This is a genomic window from Salinicola tamaricis (assembly GCF_003006155.1).
Taxonomy (GTDB): Bacteria; Pseudomonadota; Gammaproteobacteria; order Pseudomonadales; family Halomonadaceae; genus Salinicola; species Salinicola tamaricis.
Window position 1 is genome coordinate 2,385,871 of record NZ_CP023559.1, and the last position, 20,207, is coordinate 2,406,077.

A 20,207-nucleotide genomic window follows, 5' to 3' on the forward strand; every position below is an offset into this window, starting at 1 on the left:
CAGAGAAGCGACTGATTGCATGAAACTCAAGACCATCGGATTGGCAGGACTGTTGCTGGCCAGCTCGCCTGTGGCGCTGGCTGCACCTTTCGAGATTTCGGATATTCGCGTGGAGGGGCTGCAGCGCGTTTCGGCGGCATCGGTCTTCAACGCCTTTCCCGTCAGCGCCGACCAGCGGGTCGACGATCAGCAACTGGGCGACGCCGCGCAGAAACTGTTCCAGACCGGGCTCTTCGACGACATCCGCCTCTCGCGCGACGGCGACGTCCTGATCATCAACGTGGTCGAGCGTCCCTCGATCGCCGAGATCAACATCGAGGGCAACTCGCAGATCTCCGACGACGACCTGCGCAAGGGGCTGCGTGACGCCGGCATCGCCGAAGGGCAGGTGCTGCAGCGCTCCACCCTCGAGGAGATGCAGCGCGAACTCGAGCGCCTCTATCAGTCTCAGGGCCGTTACAGCTCCAACATCGAGACCTCGGTCGAGCAGCTCGAGCGCAACCGCGTACGCGTCAATATCAATATCAACGAGGGTGAAGTCGCCAAGATTCGCCAGATCAACGTGGTCGGCAACCAGGCCTACGACGACGATACCCTTCGCGATCTGTTCAAGCTGGAGGACAAGCCCGGCTGGTTCTTCGGCTGGTTCTCCGACGACAAGTATTCTCGCGAGGCGCTCTCCGGTGACCTGGAGACGCTGCGCTCTTGGTATCTCGACCGCGGCTACGTCAATTTCCGCATCACCTCGACTCAGGTCTCGATCAGTCCCGACAAGTCGCGCATCTTCGTCACCATCAACGTCGACGAGGGCAAGCGCTACAAGCTCGACCAGATTCGTTTCGACGGCGATCTCAAGATGGACGAGTCGGTGGCGCGTTCGCTGGTGACCGCCAAGCCCGGCGAGTATTTCTCCCAGAGCAAGCTCACTGCCTCCTCCGAGGCGCTGCGCCAGAAGCTCGGCGCCGAGGGCTTCGCTTTCGCCGATATCAAGGCGGTGCCCACGGTGCACGAGGGCAGCGACACCGTCGACGTGACCTTCCGCGTTGACCCGGGTCGCCGTGCCTACGTGCGCCGGATCAACTTCGAAGGCAACACCACCACCCAGGACGAGGTGCTGCGCCGCGAGATGGTGCAGATGGAGGGCGCGCCGGCCTCCACTGACCAGATCTCGCAGTCGCGTCAGCGGCTCGAACGGCTCGGCTTCTTCAAGCAGGTCGACGTCGACACGCGCCCGGTGGCCGGCGAGCCGGACCAGCTCGATGTCACCTATAACGTCCAGGAGCAGCCCTCCGGCTCGATCTCGGCCAGCGTCGGCTTCTCCCAGAGCGCCGGGGTGATCTACGGTGCGGCGCTGGCCCAGAACAACTTCCTGGGTACCGGCAACCGCGTCAATATCGGTGCCCAGCGCAGTGACACCTTCACCAACGTCAACTTCGGCTACACCGATCCGTACTGGACGCTGGACGGTATCTCGCGGGGTTACAACGTCTTCTACCGCGAGACCAATTACGAAGACTCCGATATCTCGACCTACTCCACCGACTCCTACGGCGGCAACATCAACTTCGGCTATCCGATCAACGATCTGTCGCGGTTGAACTTCGGCGTCGGCCTCGAGAACCTGTCGATCGACACCTACGACGACACGCCCGCCGAGATCGTGCAGTACGTCGATGACCAGGGTGAGGACTTCCTCAACTACAAGCTCACCGCGAGCTGGACCCGCAATAACCTGAACCGCGGCATCATGCCCACCGCGGGCAGCTATCAGCGCGTCTCGCTGGAGACGGCGGTGCCCGGTTCGGACGCCGAGTACTACAAACTGCGCTATCGCGGCCAGAAGCTGTTCGAGCTCAACCCGGACTGGTCGCTCAAGTTCAGCAGCAACCTGGGCTACGCCGATACCCTGGGCTCCAATGACCCCTATCCGTTCTACGAGAACTTCTACGCCGGCGGCCTGGGTTCGGTGCGCGGTTACACCGGCAATACGCTGGGGCCGAAGACCACCAAGCGGGGCAACGGTGACGACGACACCCTGGGCGGCAACGTGCTGGTCGAGGGCTCGGCGGAGCTGATCTATCCGTTCCCGTGGATCGAGGATCGCCGCTCGCTGCAGACCAGCATCTTCCTGGATGGTGGCAACACCTTCCTGACCGACTGCTACGACGTGCCCGAGGGCATGACCTCTAGCTGCAAGAGCGGCGTCGATCTGGGTGATCTGCGCTACAGCGTCGGCCTGGGGCTCTCCTGGCTGACGCCGGTGGGGCCGCTGACCTTCAGCGTGGCCAAGCCGCTCAACGAGAAGGACGGCGACGACCCGCAGGTGTTCCAGTTCTCGCTGGGTCAGACCTTCTGACGGGAGGCTTTCGCCGATCGTCGGCCCCGGCGGCGCCTCTCAGTGGGCGCGCCGGGGGCAGGGCGACTCCCGCGAAGCGCCACGGCGGTGACTGCCGGGGTGAGATTCACCAAGCTCCATTCACCAAGCTCTACTCATCAAGCTCCATTCATCGAGAGCATATGCTCAAGGAGGCGCGGATGCGCAAGGTAATAGGTGCCCTCGGGCTAGGACTCATGACGCTGGTTTCCCTGCCGGCGATGGCCACCGATGTCGGCGTGCTCGACTGGCGCCAGGCGCTGATGTCCTCGCAGTCGGCGCAGGCGTCGATGAACCAGCTGAAGAACCGCATCGGGCCGCAGCAGAAGCAGGCCGAGGCGCTCGGTCAGCAGCTGCAGCAGCTGCAGGAGAAACTGCAGAAGAACGGTGACGTGATGTCCGAGTCCGAGCGCAACGCGGTGACCCAGCAACTGCGCCAGAAGGGCGGCCAGTTCCAGCAGCTGCGTGGCCAGATCGCTCAGGCCCAGCAGCAGGCCGAACAGCAGTATCTGAAGGGCGCCAAGCCCAAGCTCGACCAGGCGATCCAGCGTGTGGTCAAGCAGCGTGGGCTCGATATGGTCGTGGATCGCGACGCGGTGGTCTACTCCGCGACAGCCTGGACATCACCAACGAAGTGACCAAGATCTTCAACTCACTCAACTGACGATCGAGAACGGCCCCCGTTCATGAAGAGTGCTGCCCCCGCTTCCTACACGCTCGGCGAACTCGCCGAGCGCATCGACGCTCGCCTGGTCGGTGATCCCGAGCTCCGCGTCAGCGGCCTGGCGACCCTGACCGATGCCGGTCCGGGCGATCTGGCCTTTCTCGCCAATCGTGCCTATCTCAAGTATCTGGCCGATACCCGCGCCAGTGCGGTGCTGGTACACCCGGCCCATGGCGAGACCTGCCCGTGCCCACGGCTGGAGCTCGACAATCCCTATCTGGGCTACGCACGGCTGTCGCGGCTGTTCGACCCGTTGGACAACCGTGATTCACAGGGTGTCCATCCCAGTGCGGTGGTCTCCCCCGATGCGGTGATCGGGGCACGGGTCGAGATCGGCGCGCACTGCGTGATCGAGGCCGGGGTCGAGATCGCTGATGACTGCGTGATCGGTGCCGGCAGTTTCATCGGCGCCGATACCACCTTGGGCCAGGGCTCGCGTCTGCACGCCAATGTCACGCTCTATCACGGCGTCAGCGTGGGCCAGCGGGCGATTCTTCACAGCGGCTGCGTGATCGGCGGCGATGGCTTCGGCTTCGCCCATGACGGCGCATCCTGGGAGAAGATCGCTCAGCTCGGCGGCGTGCGTCTGGGTGACGATGTCGAGGTGGGTAGCTGTTCGAGCATCGACCGCGGCGCGCTGGGTGACACCCTGATCGGCAATGGGGTCAAGATCGACTCCCAGGTGCAGATCGCCCACAACGTGCAGATCGGCGATCACAGCGCGCTGGCCGGCTGCGTCGGCATCGCCGGTTCGACCAAGGTCGGCCGTCACTGTCTGCTCGGTGGCGGGGTGGGGCTCTCGGGCCATCTGACCCTGGCCGACGGTGTCCAGGTGACCGGCATGAGCCTGGTCACCAATTCGATCCTCGAGCCGGGCGTCTACTCCTCCGGCACGGGCTCGATGTCGAATAGTCAGTGGCGCAAGAACGCGGTACGCTTCAAGCAGTTGGACGAGATCGCCAAGCGTCTGACACGACTCGAGCGTGGCCGACGCGATGCGTGAACGGAGGGGTATGGCAATCGGCGCGGGGGCGAAAGGCTGGCAGCCCTGTAGTGCGCCTGTATAATGCCCGCCCACATGGGTGAACGCCGCTTTACCTCCGTGTGCCTGCCTTTTCGGCAGGCATTTCGTTATTTCAGAGGTCGTATTGATGATAATGGACATCAACCAGATTCGTGAGTATCTACCGCATCGTTATCCTTTTCTGTTGGTAGATCGCGTGATGGAGATCACGCTGGCGAATCGATCGTGGCGTACAAGAACGTCAGCATCAACGAACCCTTCTTCAACGGCCACTTCCCCATCCTCATCCGATCATGCCGGGCGTGCTGATCATCGAAGCACTGGCCCAGGCCGCGGTATCCTCGGCTTCAAGACCGTCAACAAGTTGCCCGCCGACGGTTACGTTTACTATCTCGTAGGCAGTGACAACGTGCGCTTCAAGCGGCCGGTGATGCCGGGCGATCAGCTCAAGCTCGAAGCCGACGTGATCAAGGGCAAGCGCGGCATCTGGAAATTCGCCTGCCGCGCCAGCGTCGACGGCGAGCTGGCCTGCGAGGGCGAAATCATCTGCGCCGAGAGGAAAATCGCTTGATTCATCCCACCGCCATCGTCGATCCCGCTGCGCGTCTGGCCGCTGACGTCGAGGTCGGCCCGTACAGTGTGATCGGTCCCGATGTCGAGATCGATGCGGGCTGCGTGATTGGCCCGCACGTGGTGATCAAGGGGCCGACACGCCTGGGCCAGCGCAATCGCATCTTCCAGTTCGCCTCCGTGGGTGAGGAGTGCCAGGACAAGAAGTACGCCGGCGAGCCCACTCGTCTCGAGGTGGGTGACGACAACGTCATCCGCGAGAGCGGTGACCATCCACCGCGGCACGATGCAGGATCGTGGCGTCACCACCATCGGCAGTCGCAACCTGTTCATGGCCTACTCCCACGTCGGCCACGACTGTCTGATCGGCGACGACTGCATCCTGGCCAACCAGGCGACCCTGGCCGGCCACGTGACCCTGGGCAACTTCTCCATCCTCGGCGGGCTGTCGGCGATCCACCAGTTCTGCCACATGGGCGAGCACGCCATGGTCGGCGGTTGTTCGGCGATCACCAAGGACATCCCGGCGTTCATCATGGTCAGCGGCAACCCGGCCGCGCCCCACGGGCTCAATTCGATCGGACTCAAGCGCCGCGGTTTCTCCGCCGAGGCGATCAAGGCCCTCGGCGAAGGGTACCGTCTGGTCTACCGCAAGGGTCTGACCCTGGAGCAGGCGATCGCCGAGATCGAGCGCCGCTTCGCGCTTGAGGAGACCCAGCGCTTCGTCGATTCGCTCAAGGTCTCCCAGCGCGGCATCATCCGCTAGCCGGTCCGGGGGCAGGATGCGTGTCTATCTGGTGGCCGGCGAACTCTCCGGCGACATCCTCGGTGCCGGGCTGATGCAGGCGCTGCGTCAGCGCCGCCCCGACGTCGAGTTCCGCGGCATCGGCGGCCCGCGCATGCAGGCCCAGGGGCTCGAGTCCCTCTATCCGCTGGAGACTCTGTCGGTGATGGGGCTGGTCGAGGTGCTCAAGCACCTGCCGGGGCTGATCAAGGTGCGCCGCCATCTGAAGCGCGATGCACTCGCCTGGCGGCCTGACGTGATGATCGGCATCGACGCCCCGGACTTCATCTCGGCCTCGAGCTTCAGCTGCGCCAACGCGGCATCCGCACCGCCCACTATGTCAGCCCCTCGGTCTGGGCCTGGCGTCAGGGCCGGGTCAAGAAGATCGCGCGGGCGGTCGATGCCATGCTCACCTTTCTGCCGTTCGAGGCCGCGTTCTACGCCGAGCATCGGGTGCCGGTAGCTTATGTCGGCCATCCGCTGGCCGACGAGCTACCGCTGGTCAACGACCGCGCTGCTGCGCGCGAGGCGCTGGAGCTCGACCCGGCCACGCCGACCCTGGCGCTGCTGCCCGGCTCGCGCAGCAACGAGGTGCGCTTCCAGGGCGAGATTTTCCTGCGCGCCGCCGCGGCGCTGCGCGAGCGGCTGGGTGAGCTGCAGGTGGTGATCCCGCGGCCTCGCCGCAGCGCCGGGAGGAGCTCGAGGCGCTGCTCGAACGCTTTCCGCAGCTGGCCGAGCGGGTCACGCTCTGCGATGGCCGCTCGCGCGAGGCGATGACCGCCGCCGACGCGGTGCTGCTGACATCGGGCACCGCGGCGCTGGAGACCATGCTCTGCCATCGCGCCATGGTGTGGCCTATCGCATGGCGCCGGCCACCTACTGGCTGGCCCAGCGGCTGGTCAAGACACGCTGGATCTCGCTGCCCAACCTGATTGCCCAGGAGGAACTGGTGCCGGAGCTGATCCAGGACGCGGTAGATGCCGAGCGCCTGGTCGAGACGTTGACCCTGGTTCGACGACGCACTCGGCGCGAGGCGCTGGAGACACGCTTCGCCGAGCTCCACGCCGGGCTGCAGCGCGGCGCCAGCGAGCGCGCCGCCAGTGCCGTGCTCGAACTGGTCGAGCACGGTGCGCTCAGCGTCACCGCCTCTAACCCTAGTGCTTCTAAAGCGCGCCCCTCTTGAGAGGTCAGTCATGCCCGCCAAGCGCGCCCCTCAGACCTATCCCGAACTGGTAATCGACTACCATGGCGAGCGCCTCGCCGGTGTCGACGAAGTCGGGCGCGGCCCGCTGGTGGGCGCGGTGGTGGCGGCTGCGGTGATCCTCGATCCGGCGCGCCCCATCGACGGGCTGACCGACTCCAAGCGGCTGAGTGCGGCCCGCCGCGAGGCGTTGGATCTGCGCATCCGCGAGCAGGCGCTGGCGTTCGCGGTGGCCGAGGCCACGACGGAGGAGATCGACCAGCTCAATATCTACCACGCCACGCATCTGGCGATGCGCCGCGCCATCGATGCGCTACCGCTGGCCGCGGAGTATCTGCTGGTCGACGGCAACCGCCTGCCGGGCCACGCCTGTCCTGGGCAGGCGGTGGTCAAGGGCGATCTGCGCCATCCGGCGATCAGCGCCGCGTCGATTCTGGCCAAGGTGGCGCGCGACGCCCAGATGGCCGAGCTGGATGCGCGCCATCCCGAGTATGGCTTCGCCCGCCACAAGGGCTATCCCACCCGCGAGCACCTGGACGCGCTCGTCCGCTGGGGGCCGCTCGCGGCGCATCGGCGCTCGTTCGCCCCGGTACGCGAGCAGCTGGCGCTGTTCTCCTGAGCGGCACCCTGTCCCATTCCCGGAGTCTCTGCTTGCCCGGGGCCAAGCTGGTATCCTGTCGCGGTCACTCATTCGCCGCCCGATCTCGAGTTCGTCATGACTACACCTTTCGTTCATCTCCGTGTTCACAGCGAGTACTCCCTGGTCGATGGCCTGGTGCGCCTCAAGCCGCTGATCAATGCCAGCGTGGAGGCCGGCATGCCGGCCGTGGCGGTCACCGACGACACCAACCTGTTCGGCCTGGTGAAGGTTTACAAGGCGGCCCAGGGGGCGGGCCTGAAGCCGGTCGTCGGCGCCGACTTCTGGCTCCACAACGCCCACGACGAGAGCCACCCCTACCGGCTCACGCTGCTGGCGATGAACGACACCGGCTACCGCAATCTGACCGAGCTGATCTCGCGCGCCTGGACCGATGGCCAGCGCCAGAATCAGGCGATCCTCGACAAGCAGTGGGTATTCGAGCAGAGCGACGGGCTGATCGCCCTCTCCGGGGCGCGCGAGGGTGAGATCGGACGCTTTCTGATCGCCGAGCACGTCGACACCGCGCGCACCCTGCTGGCGGAGTGGAACCAGTACTTCCCCGGGCGCTTCTATCTCGAACTGCAGCGCACCGGGCGCCAATATGATGAGGAGTGCGTCTACCACTCCGTGCGCCTGGCCAGCGAGACCGGCACCCCGGTGGTGGCCACCAACGACGTGCGCTTCCTCGCCCGCGAGGATTTCTGGGCCCATGAGACCCGGGTCTCGATCGGTGAGGGCAAGGCGCTGGAGGACCCGCGGCGCGAGCGCAAGTACACCGAGGAGCAGTATCTCAAGACCCCCGAAGAGATGGCGGCGCTGTTCGCCGATATCCCCGAGGCGCTGGAGAACAGCGTGCTGATCGCGGCGCGCTGCAACGCCACGGTGCGTCTGGGCGAGATCTTCCTGCCGGAGTATCCGATCCCCGAGGGCATGACCCAGGACACCTTCTTTCGCAAGATCTCCCACGATGGCCTCAGCGAGCGCCTGAATCAGCTGTTCGCAGGCGACAACCCGATCTACCCCGGTCGTGTGCTCGCCGACTATGAGCCCGAGTACCGCAAGCGCCTCGACTTCGAGCTCGACATCATTCTCAAGATGGGCTTCCCCGGCTACTTCCTGATCGTGATGGACTTCATCCAGTGGGCCAAGGACAACGACATCCCGGTGGGGCCGGGGCGCGGTTCCGGGGCCGGCTCGCTGGTCGCCTATGCGCTCAAGATCACCGATCTCGATCCGCTGGAGTACGACCTGCTGTTCGAGCGCTTCCTCAACCCCGAGCGCGTCTCGATGCCCGACTTCGACGTCGACTTCTGCATGGAGAAGCGCGACCGGGTGATCGACTACGTGGCCGACCGCTACGGCCGCAACGCGGTATCGCAGATCGTCACCTTCGGCACCATGGCGGCCAAGGCGGTGGTGCGCGACGTGGCGCGCGCCCAGGGCAAGCCCTACTCCATGGGCGACAAGCTCTCCAAGCTGATCCCTTTCGAGGTCGGCATGACCCTGGCCAAGGCGATCGAGCAGGAGCCGCAGCTCAAGGAGTATCTCGAGGCCGACGAGGAGGCCGCCGAGATCTGGGAGATGGCGCTCAAGCTCGAAGGCATCACCCGTGGTACCGGCAAGCATGCCGGCGGGGTGGTGATCGCGCCGACCAAGCTCACCGACTTCTCGCCGCTGCTGTGCGAGCCGGACGGCTCCGGGCTGGTGGTGCAGTTCGACAAGAACGACGTCGAGGACGCCGGGCTGGTCAAGTTCGACTTCCTCGGCCTGCGCACGCTCACCATCATCGACTGGGCGCTGGAGATGGTCGATGTGGTGCGCGGGCGTGAGGGACAGGGGCCGCTGGATATCAGCACCATCCCGCTCGACGACAAGCCGACCTTCGACATGCTCAAGAAGGCCGAGACCACGGCGGTGTTCCAGCTCGAATCCCGCGGCATGAAGGAGCTGATCAAGCGCCTGCAGCCCGACTCGCTGGAGGACATGATCGCCCTCGTCGCGCTGTTCCGCCCGGGGCCGCTGCAGTCGGGCATGGTCGATGACTTCATCAATCGTAAGCACGGCCGCGCCGAGCTGGCCTATCCCCACCCGGACTACCAGCACGAGCTGTTGAAGCCGGTTCTCGAACCCACCTACGGCATCATCCTCTACCAGGAGCAGGTGATGCAGATCGCCCAGGTCCTGGCCGGCTACACCCTGGGCCAGGCGGACATGCTGCGCCGTGCCATGGGCAAGAAGAAGCCGGAGGAGATGGCCAAGCAGCGCGCCGGCTTCATGGAGGGGTGCGCCAACAACGGTATCGACAAGGACCTGGCTGGCAACCTGTTCGACCTGGTGGAGAAGTTCGCCGGCTACGGCTTCAACAAGTCGCACTCGGCCGCCTACGGGCTGGTCTCCTATCAGACCGCCTGGCTCAAGGCGCACTATCCAGGGCCGTTCATGGCCGCGGTGCTCTCCACCGAGATGGACAACCTCGACAAGGTCGTGCCGCTGATCGAGGAGTGCCGCCATATCGGGCTGACGGTGACCCCGCCGGACGTCAACGTCGGCGCCTACAAGTTCACCGTCGATGACAGCGCTCGGGTGGTCTACGGCCTGGGGGCGATCCGCGGCGTGGGCGAGGGCCCGATCGCGGCGATCGTCGAGGCGCGCCAGGCCGACGGGCCGTTCACCGACCTGTTCGACTTCTGCCGCCGCATCGACGGCAAGCGCATGAACAAGCGCACCCTCGAAGCGCTGATCCGCTCCGGCGCGCTCGACAACCTGGGGCCGTCGCGGGCGGTGATGGCGGCCTCGCTGGACGCCGCGCTCAAGGCCGCCTCGCAGAACCAGACCAACCAGAACCTGGGCATGATCGACATGTTCGGCGAGGCCTTCGTCGATACCGCCGATGGCGACGTCTACGCCGACTATCGTCACGCCCGCGACTGGAGCGACAAGGAGCGCCTGGCCGGCGAGAAGGATACCCTCGGGCTCTATCTCACCGGCCATCCGATCGACGAGTACGAGCATGAGCTCAAGCGCTTCGTGGCCACCCGGATCGTCGATCTCAAGCCGTCGCGGGAGCCGCAGCGCGTGGCCGGGCTGGTGGTGGCGATGCGCACCATGAAGTCCAAGCGCGGCGACACCATGGCCTTCGTCACCCTCGACGACCGCACCGGGCGCATCGAGGCGTCGCTGTTCGGCGAGCTGTTCGACCAGGTGCGCGGTCAGCTCAACGCCGACCAGGTGCTGATCATCGAGGGCGAAGTCTCCAGCGACGACTACTCCGGCGGTCTGCGCCTGCGCAGCAAGGAGGTCACGCTGATGGCGGATGCCCGCGCCCGCTTCGGCGAAGCGATCGAGCTTTCGGTCGACGGCGCACGCCTCAACGGGCGCTTCTCGCGCTCGCTCCACGACAGCCTGACGCCGTGGCTGAGCGAGCGCGGGCTGCCGGTGCGGGTGCGCTATCGCAACGCCAGTGCCAGCGGCTGCTTCGAGCTCGCCGAGGCGTGGCGGGTGTCGCCCAGCGACGAGCTGATCACCGCGCTGCGCGATGTCGAGGGCCACGAATCGGTCGCCCTGCGCTACCGCGGCGGTTGACGGCGGTTGCCAACACTCGTGAGGGTGCGATAATGACGCGTTTTCGCCGCAGCGTACGCCGCACGCTTCAGGTTGCCAGGACATCACAGTAGACGCCCTATGAATCCCAACTATCTGGACTTTGAACAGCCGATCGCCGAACTTCAGGCCAAGATCGAAGAACTGCGCCTGGTCGGGAACGACAGCCGCATCAGCCTGAGCGACGAGATCGGCAAGCTCGAAGAGAAGAGCCGCAAGCTCACCGAGCAGATTTTCCGTGACCTGACCGCCTGGCAGGTGACGCAGCTGTCGCGGCATCCGCAGCGTCCCTACACGCTGGACTATCTCGACAGCATCTTCACCGAGTTCGATGAACTGCACGGTGACCGCAACTTCGCCGACGACGCTGCCCTGGTCGGCGGCGTGGCACGGCTCGATGGCAAGCCGGTGATGGTGATCGGCCATCAGAAGGGGCGTGATGTCAAGGAGAAGGTGCGCCGCAACTTCGGCATGCCGCGCCCGGAGGGCTACCGCAAGGCGTGCCGCCTGATGGAGATGGCCGAGCGCTTCAAGATGCCGGTGCTCACCTTCATCGACACGCCGGGCGCCTATCCGGGCATCGATGCCGAGGAGCGCGGTCAGTCGGAAGCGATCGCCTACAACCTGGCGGTGATGTCACGCCTCAAGACGCCGATCGTCGCCACCGTGATCGGCGAGGGCGGTTCCGGCGGGGCGCTGGCCATCGGCGTCTGCGACGAGCTGCAGATGCTGCAGTACTCCACCTACTCGGTGATCTCGCCCGAAGGCTGCGCCTCGATCCTGTGGAAGAGCGCCGAGAAAGCCTCCGAGGCGGCCCAGGCGATGGGGATCACCGCTGAACGGCTGAAGGAGCTGGGCTTCGTCGACACGCTGATCGACGAGCCGGGCGGTGCCCATCGTCAGCCTCGCAAGACCGCGGAGAGCGTGCGCGCGGCGCTGCTCGAAAGCCTCGACCGGCTGCAGGGAATGGACACCGACGCGCTGCTGGCGCGCCGCTACGAACGCCTGATGTCCTACGGCGCCCCGCAGTAAGCTCACGCCTGGCCGCGCCACGCTCTCCCTTGTCGAGGCGCGTTCAGGAGGTCTCCCGGTGGCCGACTCTCGTCCCCCTCTCGATGTACTCGATGCCCTCATCACTGAAGCCCTGGCGCCACTGGCCCCGGGGCGACGGCTATGGGTGGCGCTCTCCGGTGGTCTCGATTCGTCACTGCTGCTGAGCCGCGTGGCGCCGGCGGCGCGCGCGCAGGGGATTACGCTGAGAGCAGTGCATGTCGACCACGGCCTGCAGCCCGCGGCAGCGACCTTCGTCGACCACTGCCGGGCACTGTGCGCCGCGCTCGCGGTGCCGCTGAGCGTGGTGCCGGTCACGGTGACGCCGGCAGGGCAGGGGCTCGAGGCGGCTGCGCGGGAGGCACGCTATGCCGCGTTCGCCGCCACCCTGGCGACGGGCGACATGCTGTGGCTGGCCCAGCACGCTGACGATCAGCTCGAAACCTTCCTGCTCGCCGCGCTGCGCGGCAGCGGCGTGACCGGGCTCGCTGGCATGCCGTTGCGGCGGCACTGGCGTGGCCTGGAGATCATTCGGCCCTGGCTCGGGGTGTCACGATCGACGCTGCGCGCTGCCGCCGAGCAGTGTGATCTCGCCTGGTGCGAAGACCCCACCAATCACGCGCTCGAGTATGACCGCAACTTCCTGCGCCACCGGTAGTGCCGCCGCTGAGCGAACGCTGGCCAGGGGCGGTCGCGGCGGTGGGGCGCAGTGTGGCCTGGCTGGCGGAGGCGGACGAGCTGCTCGCCGAGCTGGCCGAGGGCGATCTCGCTCTCGCCGGCGATGATCCCGGGTGCCTGCCGCTGGCACGGCTGACGCCGCTGTGAGCCCGGCGCGCCAGCGCCTGCTGGTGCGCCACGCCCTGGCCCGCCTGGCGCTGCCGGCACCGCCGGCGGCGCGTCTGGCCGAGCTGCGCCGCCAGTGGCAGGCGGGCCAAGATCGCAAGGTCAGGGTGGTCTGGCCGGGGGCGGAGGCGCGGGTATGGCGCGGGGCGCTCTATCTTTGCCGACGCCGGCGCCGTTGGAACCCGCAGTGGTGCGTCGATTGGGATGGCTGCGGCGTGTTGGCCACGCCCTGGGGGAACTACCGTTATCGCCTGAGCCGCGAGCCCGACCACGGCGAGAACGGTCGAGGAGGGCGCTACCCATAAGGGGGCTTTCGACGAGGGGTTAACGAAGAGAGTATTAACGAAGAGAGTATTAACGAAGAGAGTGTTAGCGAGGCGCTGACACTGCGATGACCCTGCCCGCGGCGGCGAACGCCTCGCCTGGCCGGCCGCGGCAGCCGCGACGTCAAACGGCTGCTGCAGGAAGCGGGCTTGCCGCCGTGGGAGCGTGAGCGTGTGCCACTAGTGTGGCACGACGACACGCTGGTGGCGGTGCTGGGAGTGGCAACCGCCGCGGGCTGGCGGCAGATGCCGCTGCCCGCGACCGAATGAGCGAACGCGATATCGTGAGCGCGCGGCGTTACTCGTTATAGTTCAAAGCCAGCCCGACGCTGCGCTGGTAGCCAGACTCTTCTTCGAGATCGTTGAGCACCAGCGGGTGCAGACGCGTCGCCGGCAGCGTCAGCGTCAGGGTCTCTTCCTGGGCGTCGAGCTGGAAGTCGTCGATCGCCTGCTCCGGGCGTGAATGGTTGAGCAGCACCGCCAGGCGCAGCAGCCGTGCCAGCCGGGCGTAGGCCGAGCGTGACGCCTCGGGCAGCGCCTCGAGCTCCTTGTGCGGAAACTTGCGCCGGTGGGCGCGAACCAGAAACGCCAGCGCCTGCTGCTCCGGACGCGAGAAGCCGGGCATGTCGGAGTACTCCAGCAGATAGGCGCCATGGCGATGGAACTGGCTGTGCGAAATGGCCAGGCCGATCTCGCACAGGCGTGCCGCCCAGGTCAGGAACAGGCGCTGCTCAGGGGTGAGCCCCCACGCCTTGCGCACCTGATCGAAGGCGTGCAGCGCGCTGCGCTCGACGTTGTCGGCGTGTGCCAGGTCGACGCTGTAGCGGCGCATCATCTGCTCGACGCTGTGACGGCGTGAATCCTCCGGGGTGTTGCGCCCGATGAGATCGTAGAGCACCCCCTCGCGCAGGGCACCGTCGGAGTAGCGCATGCGCTCGAGCTCGAAGGCCTCGAATACCGCGCAGAGAATCGCGACCCCAGCCGGGAACACCCGCGCCCGATCCTCCTTGAGCCCCTCCATGGCGACCTTGTCCAGGTGGCCGCAGTTGATCAGCCGCTTGCGCAGCGCCAGCAGCGCCTCTCGCTCGATGACTCCGGCATCGCCCTCGCCGTGGGCGGCGATGACCGCGGCCGCGGCCTTGATCGTGCCGCTGGAGCCGATCGGATCCTGCCAGCCCAGGCGGCGATAGCCATTCTGGATGTTGGCGAGTTCGGAGAGTGCCGCCATCTCGGCGCGGCGGAAGCGTTTCTCGCTGATGTCGCCATTGGCGAAGAAGGCGCCGGTATAGGCGACGCAGCCCATGTGCAGGCTCTCCAGTGCCTGGGGCTCGAAATCCTCGCCGATGATGAACTCGGTGGAGCCGCCGCCGATATCGACGATCAGCCGCCGGCCGTGCACTTCGGCCAGCGCGTGGGCGGCGCCCAGATAAATCAGACGCGCCTCTTCGCGGCCGCCGATGATCTCGATCGGGTGGCCGATCAGCGCCTCGGCGCGTTCGATCAGGGCGTGGGCGTTGTGCGCGGCGCGCAGGGCGTTGGTTCCCACGATGCGCAGGTCACCCGGCGCGACTTCGGCGAGAAAGGGGGCAAAGCGCTCGAGACAGCCCAGCGCGCGCTCCATCGCCGCCGGGGTGAAGTTCTCGTCGGCATCCAGGCCGGCGGCGAGCTGAACCTTCTCGCCCATCTTGGCGACCACCTGCAGGCGGCCATCCTGATAGTTGGCGACCAGCAGGTGGAAACTGTTGGAGCCGAGATCGATGGCTGCCAGGCGACGGGTGGTCTCGGTGGCGGTCGGCTTCCCGCTCATGGGGTGGCGTCCTCGACGGCTATCTGAACAAGGCGCGGGACGTCGCTGCCGGCGCCCGTGGGAGCCGGCCGCCAGCGTCCCGCGGCGGTAAAAGGTGAGTGCAAGGTTGCGTTGCCCTCCCGGGCTTGTCAATCGGCTCGCCGCTCTGCATGCTGCGTCCAGAGCCCCCTTGAGGCAGGCAGCCATGGTGCAGAGACTCAAGCTCGACGGTGACACCTTCGACGCCTGGCGCGAGCGCCCCGGCGGGGCGCGGCTGGCGGTGTTCGTGGCTGCCTGGTGCCAGCCCTGCGACAGTCTGCTGGCGACGCTTGCGACGAGCGGCGACGGGCTGGGGCTCGATCAGCCGCTGGGGGTGATCGACGTCGACCGAGAGCCGGCTCTGGCCGAGCGCTACGGCGTACGCGGCACGCCCACGCTGACGCTGTTCGTCAATGGCGAGGCGCGCACCTCGCGGGTGGGCGCGCTCTCGCAGAGCCAGCTCGCGCAGCTGTGCGACGAGGCCACGCGCAACTGAATGCCGAGCGGCGCCCACCGCCATGCCTTGCCAGCGTCCATCGGCCATGCCTTGGCATCATCGAATGACTTGCGTTCGTCGGGCGGCTTGTCTACCATCGGGACGTTCGCCTGTTCCGAATGCTTCTCGACCGCCTCGCGGTCCCCCAAGTCGTCAGTCACCCCAGTTCCGATCACCGGATCGACATTGCGTCTATCGGACGACCGTCCGAGAGATCACAGGCGAATCGAACCGCTCTCCCGGCATCTTTGGCCAACCGGTCTCTTAAACGTCACGGTGACCGGCCATCCAGACGAATAGCCCGGCTTCTGGGACGACTGAACGCGCCGCGCGGCGTATGCACTGACCGCCTCTTGTCCTTTCTTTCTTCATCCGGCAACCGCCATTGCCTGCGACACGAGCCATTTCTGACCGAACTCATGAATCTAACCGAACTCAAGCAAAAATCCGTTCCTGAGCTGCTGGATATCGCCCGGGAAATGGGCATCGATAATCTTGCCCGTTCGCGCAAGCAGGACATCATCTTCGCGATCCTGAAGAAGCACGCCAAGAGCGGTGAAGACATCTACGGGGATGGGGTTCTGGAGATTCTCCAGGACGGTTTCGGTTTCCTGCGCAGCGCCGACTCTTCGTATCTCGCCGGCCCGGACGATATCTACGTCTCGCCGTCGCAGAACCGGCGCTTCAACCTGCGCAAGGGCGACTCCATCTCCGGCAAGATCCGGCCGCCGAAAGAGGGCGAGCGCTATTTCGCGCTGCTCAAGGTCAACGAGATCAATTTCGACAAGCCGGAAAACGCCAAGCACAAGATCCTGTTCGAGAACCTGACGCCGCTGTTCCCGCAGGAGCGTCTGGTGATGGAGATCGGCAACGGCTCCACCGAGGACATCACCGCCCGCGTGATCGACCTCACCGCACCGATCGGCAAGGGCCAGCGTGGTCTGATCGTGTCGCGCCCAAGGCGGGCAAGACGCTGATGCTGCAGAACATCGCTACCTCGATCACGCGCACAACCCCGAGTGCCACATGATCGTGCTGCTGATCGACGAGCGCCCGGAGGAAGTGACCGAGATGTCGCGGACGGTGCGCGGCGAGGTGGCGTCGACCTTCGACGAGCCGCCGGCACGTCACGTGCAGGTCGCCGAGAGGTGATCGAGAAGGCCAAGCGCCTGGTCGAGCACAAGAAGGACGTGGTCATCCTGCTCGACTCCATCACCCGTCTGGCGCGCGCCTACAACACCGTGGTGCCTTCCTCCGGCAAGGTGCTCACCGGTGGTGTCGACGCCCACGCACTGGAGAAGCCCAAGCGCTTCTTCGGGGCTGCGCGTAACATCGAAGAGGGCGGCAGCCTGACCATCATCGCCACCGCGCTGGTCGACACCGGCTCGAAGATGGACGAGGTGATCTTCGAGGAGTTCAAGGGCAACCGGCAACATGGAGGCGCACCTCGACCGCAAGCTGGCTGAGCGCCGCGTCTACCCGGCGCTCAATATCCGCCGCTCCGGCACCCGGCGCGAGGATCTGATCGCCTCCGAGGACGAGATGCAGCGTATGTGGATCCTGCGCAAGCTGCTCAACCCGATGGACGACGTGGCGGCCACCGAGTTCCTGATCGATCGCTTGAAGGATACCAAGACGAACCTGGAGTTCTTCGAGGCCATGAAGCGACGCTGAGTGTCGATCATGCGCTGGGGTATTCGGAGATGGAGGGCGTGCCAAGCGGCACGCCCTCTTGCTATCGATTCTCTGCACGTCGATGACCAGCCCTCATCGGGCGGTTGCATGCGGGGAAGCCCGGCACCTTCCGATTGGTCCCAGACAGATGTGGTGAAGTCAGCCCACGAGCTGTTCATCGCACACTGCCTCTCTCTCTCTCCGGTATCAGCTGTTTTAGCTTTTGATACCAATCTGGCCCCCTTTCTCCTGAATCGTGACTGCGACCGGTATCGGTTTTCATCGCATAAAAACCGTGACGCGGCTTTCACTCAGACGTCATGATATCGACACGTATTCGGATGAATCATGGGCGGCTTTCCACCTGGGCAATCGAGGGGTAGGGGTGGTCTGCGTCAGGAAGAAGTGGGCGAAATCGGGCGGAGGGTGGAGGAGGGGCGGAAAGATAAATTAGTGATTTAAGGGTGGAGAAAGGCGGTCTGACGATGGTGATATGTTCGATTCACGCTGTCTTGCCGGCACTCTCTCGCCTGGAATCCTGAATCCCCAGGGTATCCTATGGAAACCTCTTTTGCTCCTTTCGTGAATTCGATAGGACCAGAAAAAAGAGAGTGGACATGAGTCGGCATATCAGTAGCGACAAGATCGCCAACAAGAGTCAGAACGAACATCTCGAATCCATCATCGAAAGGCGTCTGAGCCGGCGCGGGGTGTTGCAAGGTGGACTGCAGGTTGCCTCTTTGGCAATGATGGGGTCGAGTCTGGCTGCCTGCAGCAATGGCAGTGACACGGCCGAATCGCCTGCCGGGGCTGCGAGTAGTGACATCACGGAGCCTGGTGGGAAGCGCCCGATCACCCTGGGCTTCGATGCTATCCGTGGCTCGAAAACGGATGGTGTCGTGGTGCCCGAGGGTTATTCGGCCCAGGTGCTGGTTCCCTGGGGAACGCCCCTCAACGACAATGCGCCGGAGTGGTATCCCGAACTGGATATGACGCCGGAGATCCAACTCAACAGCGTGGGTATGCATCATGACGGAATGTATCACTTCCCGCTGACTACGCAGAGTGCTTCGCGCGAATTCATTCTCGCCGTGAATCATGAGTATATCGACCCGGATGCACTGTGGAAGTGGCAGAAAGAGGCGCATGGCGGAAAGGATTTCGATCATGCTCTCGATGGCGGTTTTGCCGATCCCAGGGACGTCCAGCAGGTCCGCACGGAGATGAATGCACATGGTATTACCCTAGTGCATGTCAGGAAAGACGAGAGTGGCCGATGGGAGCCGGTCAAGAATTCGCTCTACAATCGCCGCATTACATCGGCAACGCCGGTCGCGCTGTCCGGCCCCGTTGCCCGATCCCACTACGTCAAGACTCGTTACTCGCCCGAGGGCAGCACGACACGCGGTACCAACAGTAACTGTGGCTGCGGTTTCACCCCATGGGGGACCTATCTGAGCTGCGAGGAGAACTGGCCGGATTACTTCAGAATGGGGGCCGGTGAGGACCGCGATAGTGCCATCGATGACGTCGAATATATCAATGCCGACGACAAGCGTCTGTTGGTGGGTCAGAACCACAGTCGCGATGGTCACTCGCGTGGCAATAACCGCTGGTATGCGGCAGCCACCGACCCACTGAACGACGATGGTGAATTCAGTCGCTGGTATCCCTATGGCACGATTCGAACCGATGCAAACGGGGCGCCGCTGTCTTCCGATCCGAGCGATGATTTTCGTAACGAGACCCGCACCTTTGGCTATGTCGTCGAAGTCGATCCCTATAGTCAGACCCGTTCCATCAAGAGAACCCACCTGGGACGGTTTCGCCACGAGGGGTGCTGGCTGGGGAAGCTCGTCGAGGGCGAGCCGCTGGTCTATTACATGGGGCATGACTCCCTGAGCGAATACCTCTATCGCTTCGTTTCCGACGAGCGCTGGGATCCTGCCGACGCCAATCGTCCGGGCGAGCGATACGACCGTCTGAGCATCGGTGCCAAGTACCTCGACAAGGGCGTGCTGTCCGTCGCCAAGTTCAACGATGACGGCACCGGCAACTGGGTGGCGCTGGAACCGGATGCCCGGGACCGCAATGGTCGGAAACTGTCCGATATTCTGGGGCTGGACGGCGATGACGATATGGCCGGACTCATCATCCACACCTGTGATGCGGCGGACTGCATGGGCGCCACGTCGCTGGATCGCACCGAGTGGGGCGCGGTCGATCCCGAGAGTGGCAGGCTTTACATGTCGTGCACGAACAACTGGCGTCGACGCGGGCCAGACCAACCGGAAATGGGCACTTATGGGGTCAGGGATATCGAAGAGCCGGGGATCGGTCCTGACATCGTGCATCCTGATGCGGTCAGCCCGCGCTACTTTAGCGAGGGCGCGAACAAGGGGCTCACCCCGATGGGCAATGAAGCCGGTCAGATCATCACCTTGCTGGATGATGCTGTCGGCGCCACGACCTTCTCCTGGGATATCTTCGTGTTCGGGGCGGGGGCCAACGACCTGAGCAATCTCTCTGGACTCACCGAGCTGAATCAGTTCGCCCAGCCGGACGGACTGTTTTACGACGACAGGGGCGGCGGTCAGGGAATCCTCTGGATCGAGACGGACAATGGCTACGATCCGGTCGAAGACTACACCAATGATCAGCTGCTGGCGGTAATCCCCAGCGCGGTTGCCAAGATGCCAGGTGCGGGCCAATCCGATGCCATCGTCAACCCCAGCAATCAGGAGCATCTCAAGCGTTTTCTGGTGGCGCCCAATGGTTGCGAGGTCACGGGTATCTTTCTGACACCCGACAAGACATCGCTATTCTTGAACATCCAGCACCCGGGTAACTGGCCCGTGGACACGGACGCCACCCGAGCCACGGTTGAGGGAACGCGTATTCGACCTCGCTCAGCAACTGTAGTGGTACAAAAGCGTGACGGCGGCGAAATCGGGGTCTAGATAGCGTCTTTCCCGGGATCTGCCAGCGCTCGCTCCGATACCAGGCCGCAAGGGGTCGGTATTGGGACATCGCGCGCAGATGCAATGAAAGGGCAGCGTGTTATGCTGCCCTTTTTGCG

Annotated in this window: 13 protein-coding genes and 4 pseudogenes; 16 read left to right on the forward strand and 1 reads right to left on the reverse strand. The window is 64.9% G+C overall.

All coding sequences use genetic code 11. From position 1 onward, the window contains the following. Positions 1 to 19: 19 nt before the first annotated feature. The 13 genes and pseudogenes from bamA (at position 20) to tilS (CN538_RS11055) (ending at position 13,403) form a co-directional block, all read left to right on the forward strand. Positions 20 to 2,356 carry an outer membrane protein assembly factor BamA gene (bamA, locus tag CN538_RS11000; protein WP_242494998.1) on the forward strand — a complete coding sequence of 779 codons (2,337 nt, stop codon included), beginning with the start codon at positions 20 to 22 and terminating at the stop codon, positions 2,354 to 2,356. Positions 2,357 to 2,535: 179 nt separating this feature from the next. Next, positions 2,536 to 3,012: an OmpH/Skp family outer membrane protein gene (locus tag CN538_RS11005; protein WP_242494999.1), complete on the forward strand. Its 477-nt coding sequence runs from the start codon at positions 2,536 to 2,538 to the stop codon at positions 3,010 to 3,012. Between the two features lie 48 nt (positions 3,013 to 3,060). Further along, positions 3,061 to 4,101 carry a UDP-3-O-(3-hydroxymyristoyl)glucosamine N-acyltransferase gene (gene lpxD / locus CN538_RS11010; protein WP_106419451.1) on the forward strand — a complete coding sequence of 347 codons (1,041 nt, stop codon included), beginning with the start codon at positions 3,061 to 3,063 and terminating at the stop codon, positions 4,099 to 4,101. A 148-nt stretch (positions 4,102 to 4,249) separates the two neighbouring features. Beyond that, positions 4,250 to 4,693, forward strand: a pseudogene (gene fabZ, locus CN538_RS11015) (3-hydroxyacyl-ACP dehydratase FabZ). Further along, positions 4,690 to 5,458 (forward strand): annotated as a pseudogene (lpxA, locus tag CN538_RS11020) (acyl-ACP--UDP-N-acetylglucosamine O-acyltransferase). The pseudogenes fabZ and lpxA overlap by 4 nt, the downstream one beginning before the upstream one ends. A gap of 16 nt (positions 5,459 to 5,474) precedes the next feature. After that, positions 5,475 to 6,659: pseudogene (lpxB, locus tag CN538_RS11025) on the forward strand (lipid-A-disaccharide synthase). A gap of 10 nt (positions 6,660 to 6,669) precedes the next feature. Then, positions 6,670 to 7,296, forward strand: a complete 627-nt coding sequence (gene rnhB / locus CN538_RS11030; protein WP_106419452.1) for a ribonuclease HII — start codon at positions 6,670 to 6,672, stop codon at positions 7,294 to 7,296. 96 nt (positions 7,297 to 7,392) lie between these two features. Next, positions 7,393 to 10,899, forward strand: coding sequence for a DNA polymerase III subunit alpha (gene dnaE / locus CN538_RS11035; protein WP_106419453.1), 3,507 nt, complete (start codon positions 7,393 to 7,395; stop codon positions 10,897 to 10,899). A gap of 99 nt (positions 10,900 to 10,998) precedes the next feature. Further along, complete coding sequence (locus CN538_RS11040) at positions 10,999 to 11,949, forward strand: acetyl-CoA carboxylase carboxyltransferase subunit alpha (RefSeq protein WP_106419454.1); 951 nt, start codon at positions 10,999 to 11,001, stop codon at positions 11,947 to 11,949. 58 nt (positions 11,950 to 12,007) lie between these two features. Further along, positions 12,008 to 12,625, forward strand: a complete 618-nt coding sequence (gene tilS, locus CN538_RS11045; protein WP_106419455.1) for a tRNA lysidine(34) synthetase TilS — start codon at positions 12,008 to 12,010, stop codon at positions 12,623 to 12,625. Then, positions 12,625 to 12,792 (forward strand): hypothetical protein, encoded by a 168-nt coding sequence (locus CN538_RS20395; RefSeq protein ID WP_164999578.1) that lies wholly within the window; start codon positions 12,625 to 12,627, stop codon positions 12,790 to 12,792. The genes tilS (CN538_RS11045) and CN538_RS20395 overlap by 1 nt, the downstream gene beginning before the upstream one ends. Continuing rightward, on the forward strand, positions 12,789 to 13,115 hold the full coding sequence (locus CN538_RS11050; RefSeq protein WP_164999579.1) for a TilS substrate-binding domain-containing protein: 327 nt from the start codon (positions 12,789 to 12,791) through the stop codon (positions 13,113 to 13,115). Before CN538_RS20395 ends, CN538_RS11050 begins: the two co-directional genes overlap by 4 nt. Before the next feature lie 153 nt (positions 13,116 to 13,268). Continuing rightward, positions 13,269 to 13,403 (forward strand): tRNA lysidine(34) synthetase TilS, encoded by a 135-nt coding sequence (gene tilS / locus CN538_RS11055; RefSeq protein ID WP_340638333.1) that lies wholly within the window; start codon positions 13,269 to 13,271, stop codon positions 13,401 to 13,403. 28 nt (positions 13,404 to 13,431) lie between these two features. On the opposite strand, the gene ppx is transcribed toward tilS (CN538_RS11055), so the two are convergent. Next, entirely contained in the window at positions 13,432 to 14,940 is a 1,509-nt protein-coding gene (gene ppx / locus CN538_RS11060; protein ID WP_106419458.1) for an exopolyphosphatase, read from the reverse strand. Positions 14,941 to 15,124: 184 nt separating this feature from the next. Here ppx and CN538_RS11065 point away from each other — a divergent pair, with 184 nt between their 5' ends. The 3 genes and pseudogenes from CN538_RS11065 (at position 15,125) to CN538_RS11075 (ending at position 20,088) form a co-directional block, all read left to right on the forward strand. Beyond that, positions 15,125 to 15,454 carry a thioredoxin family protein gene (locus CN538_RS11065; RefSeq protein WP_106419459.1) on the forward strand — a complete coding sequence of 110 codons (330 nt, stop codon included), beginning with the start codon at positions 15,125 to 15,127 and terminating at the stop codon, positions 15,452 to 15,454. Positions 15,455 to 15,873: 419 nt separating this feature from the next. Next, positions 15,874 to 17,128: pseudogene (gene rho / locus CN538_RS11070) on the forward strand (transcription termination factor Rho). A 617-nt stretch (positions 17,129 to 17,745) separates the two neighbouring features. Further along, a complete protein-coding gene (locus CN538_RS11075; protein WP_106419460.1) occupies positions 17,746 to 20,088 on the forward strand; it encodes a PhoX family protein in 2,343 nt (780 codons plus the stop codon). The last annotated feature ends 119 nt before the right edge of the window (positions 20,089 to 20,207 follow it).

Bases quoted from the DNA above. Each gene is read 5' to 3' on its own strand.
- bamA (WP_242494998.1), top strand. From the start codon at position 20: ATGAAACTCAAGACCATCGGATTGGCAGGACTGTTGCTGGCCAGCTCG.
- CN538_RS11005 (WP_242494999.1), top strand. From the start codon at position 2,536: ATGCGCAAGGTAATAGGTGCCCTCGGGCTAGGACTCATGACGCTGGTT.
- lpxD (WP_106419451.1), top strand. From the start codon at position 3,061: ATGAAGAGTGCTGCCCCCGCTTCCTACACGCTCGGCGAACTCGCCGAG.
- rnhB (WP_106419452.1), top strand. From the start codon at position 6,670: ATGCCCGCCAAGCGCGCCCCTCAGACCTATCCCGAACTGGTAATCGAC.
- dnaE (WP_106419453.1), top strand. From the start codon at position 7,393: ATGACTACACCTTTCGTTCATCTCCGTGTTCACAGCGAGTACTCCCTG.
- CN538_RS11040 (WP_106419454.1), top strand. From the start codon at position 10,999: ATGAATCCCAACTATCTGGACTTTGAACAGCCGATCGCCGAACTTCAG.
- ppx (WP_106419458.1), bottom strand. From the start codon at position 14,940: ATGAGCGGGAAGCCGACCGCCACCGAGACCACCCGTCGCCTGGCAGCC.
- CN538_RS11065 (WP_106419459.1), top strand. From the start codon at position 15,125: ATGGTGCAGAGACTCAAGCTCGACGGTGACACCTTCGACGCCTGGCGC.
- CN538_RS11075 (WP_106419460.1), top strand. From the start codon at position 17,746: ATGAGTCGGCATATCAGTAGCGACAAGATCGCCAACAAGAGTCAGAAC.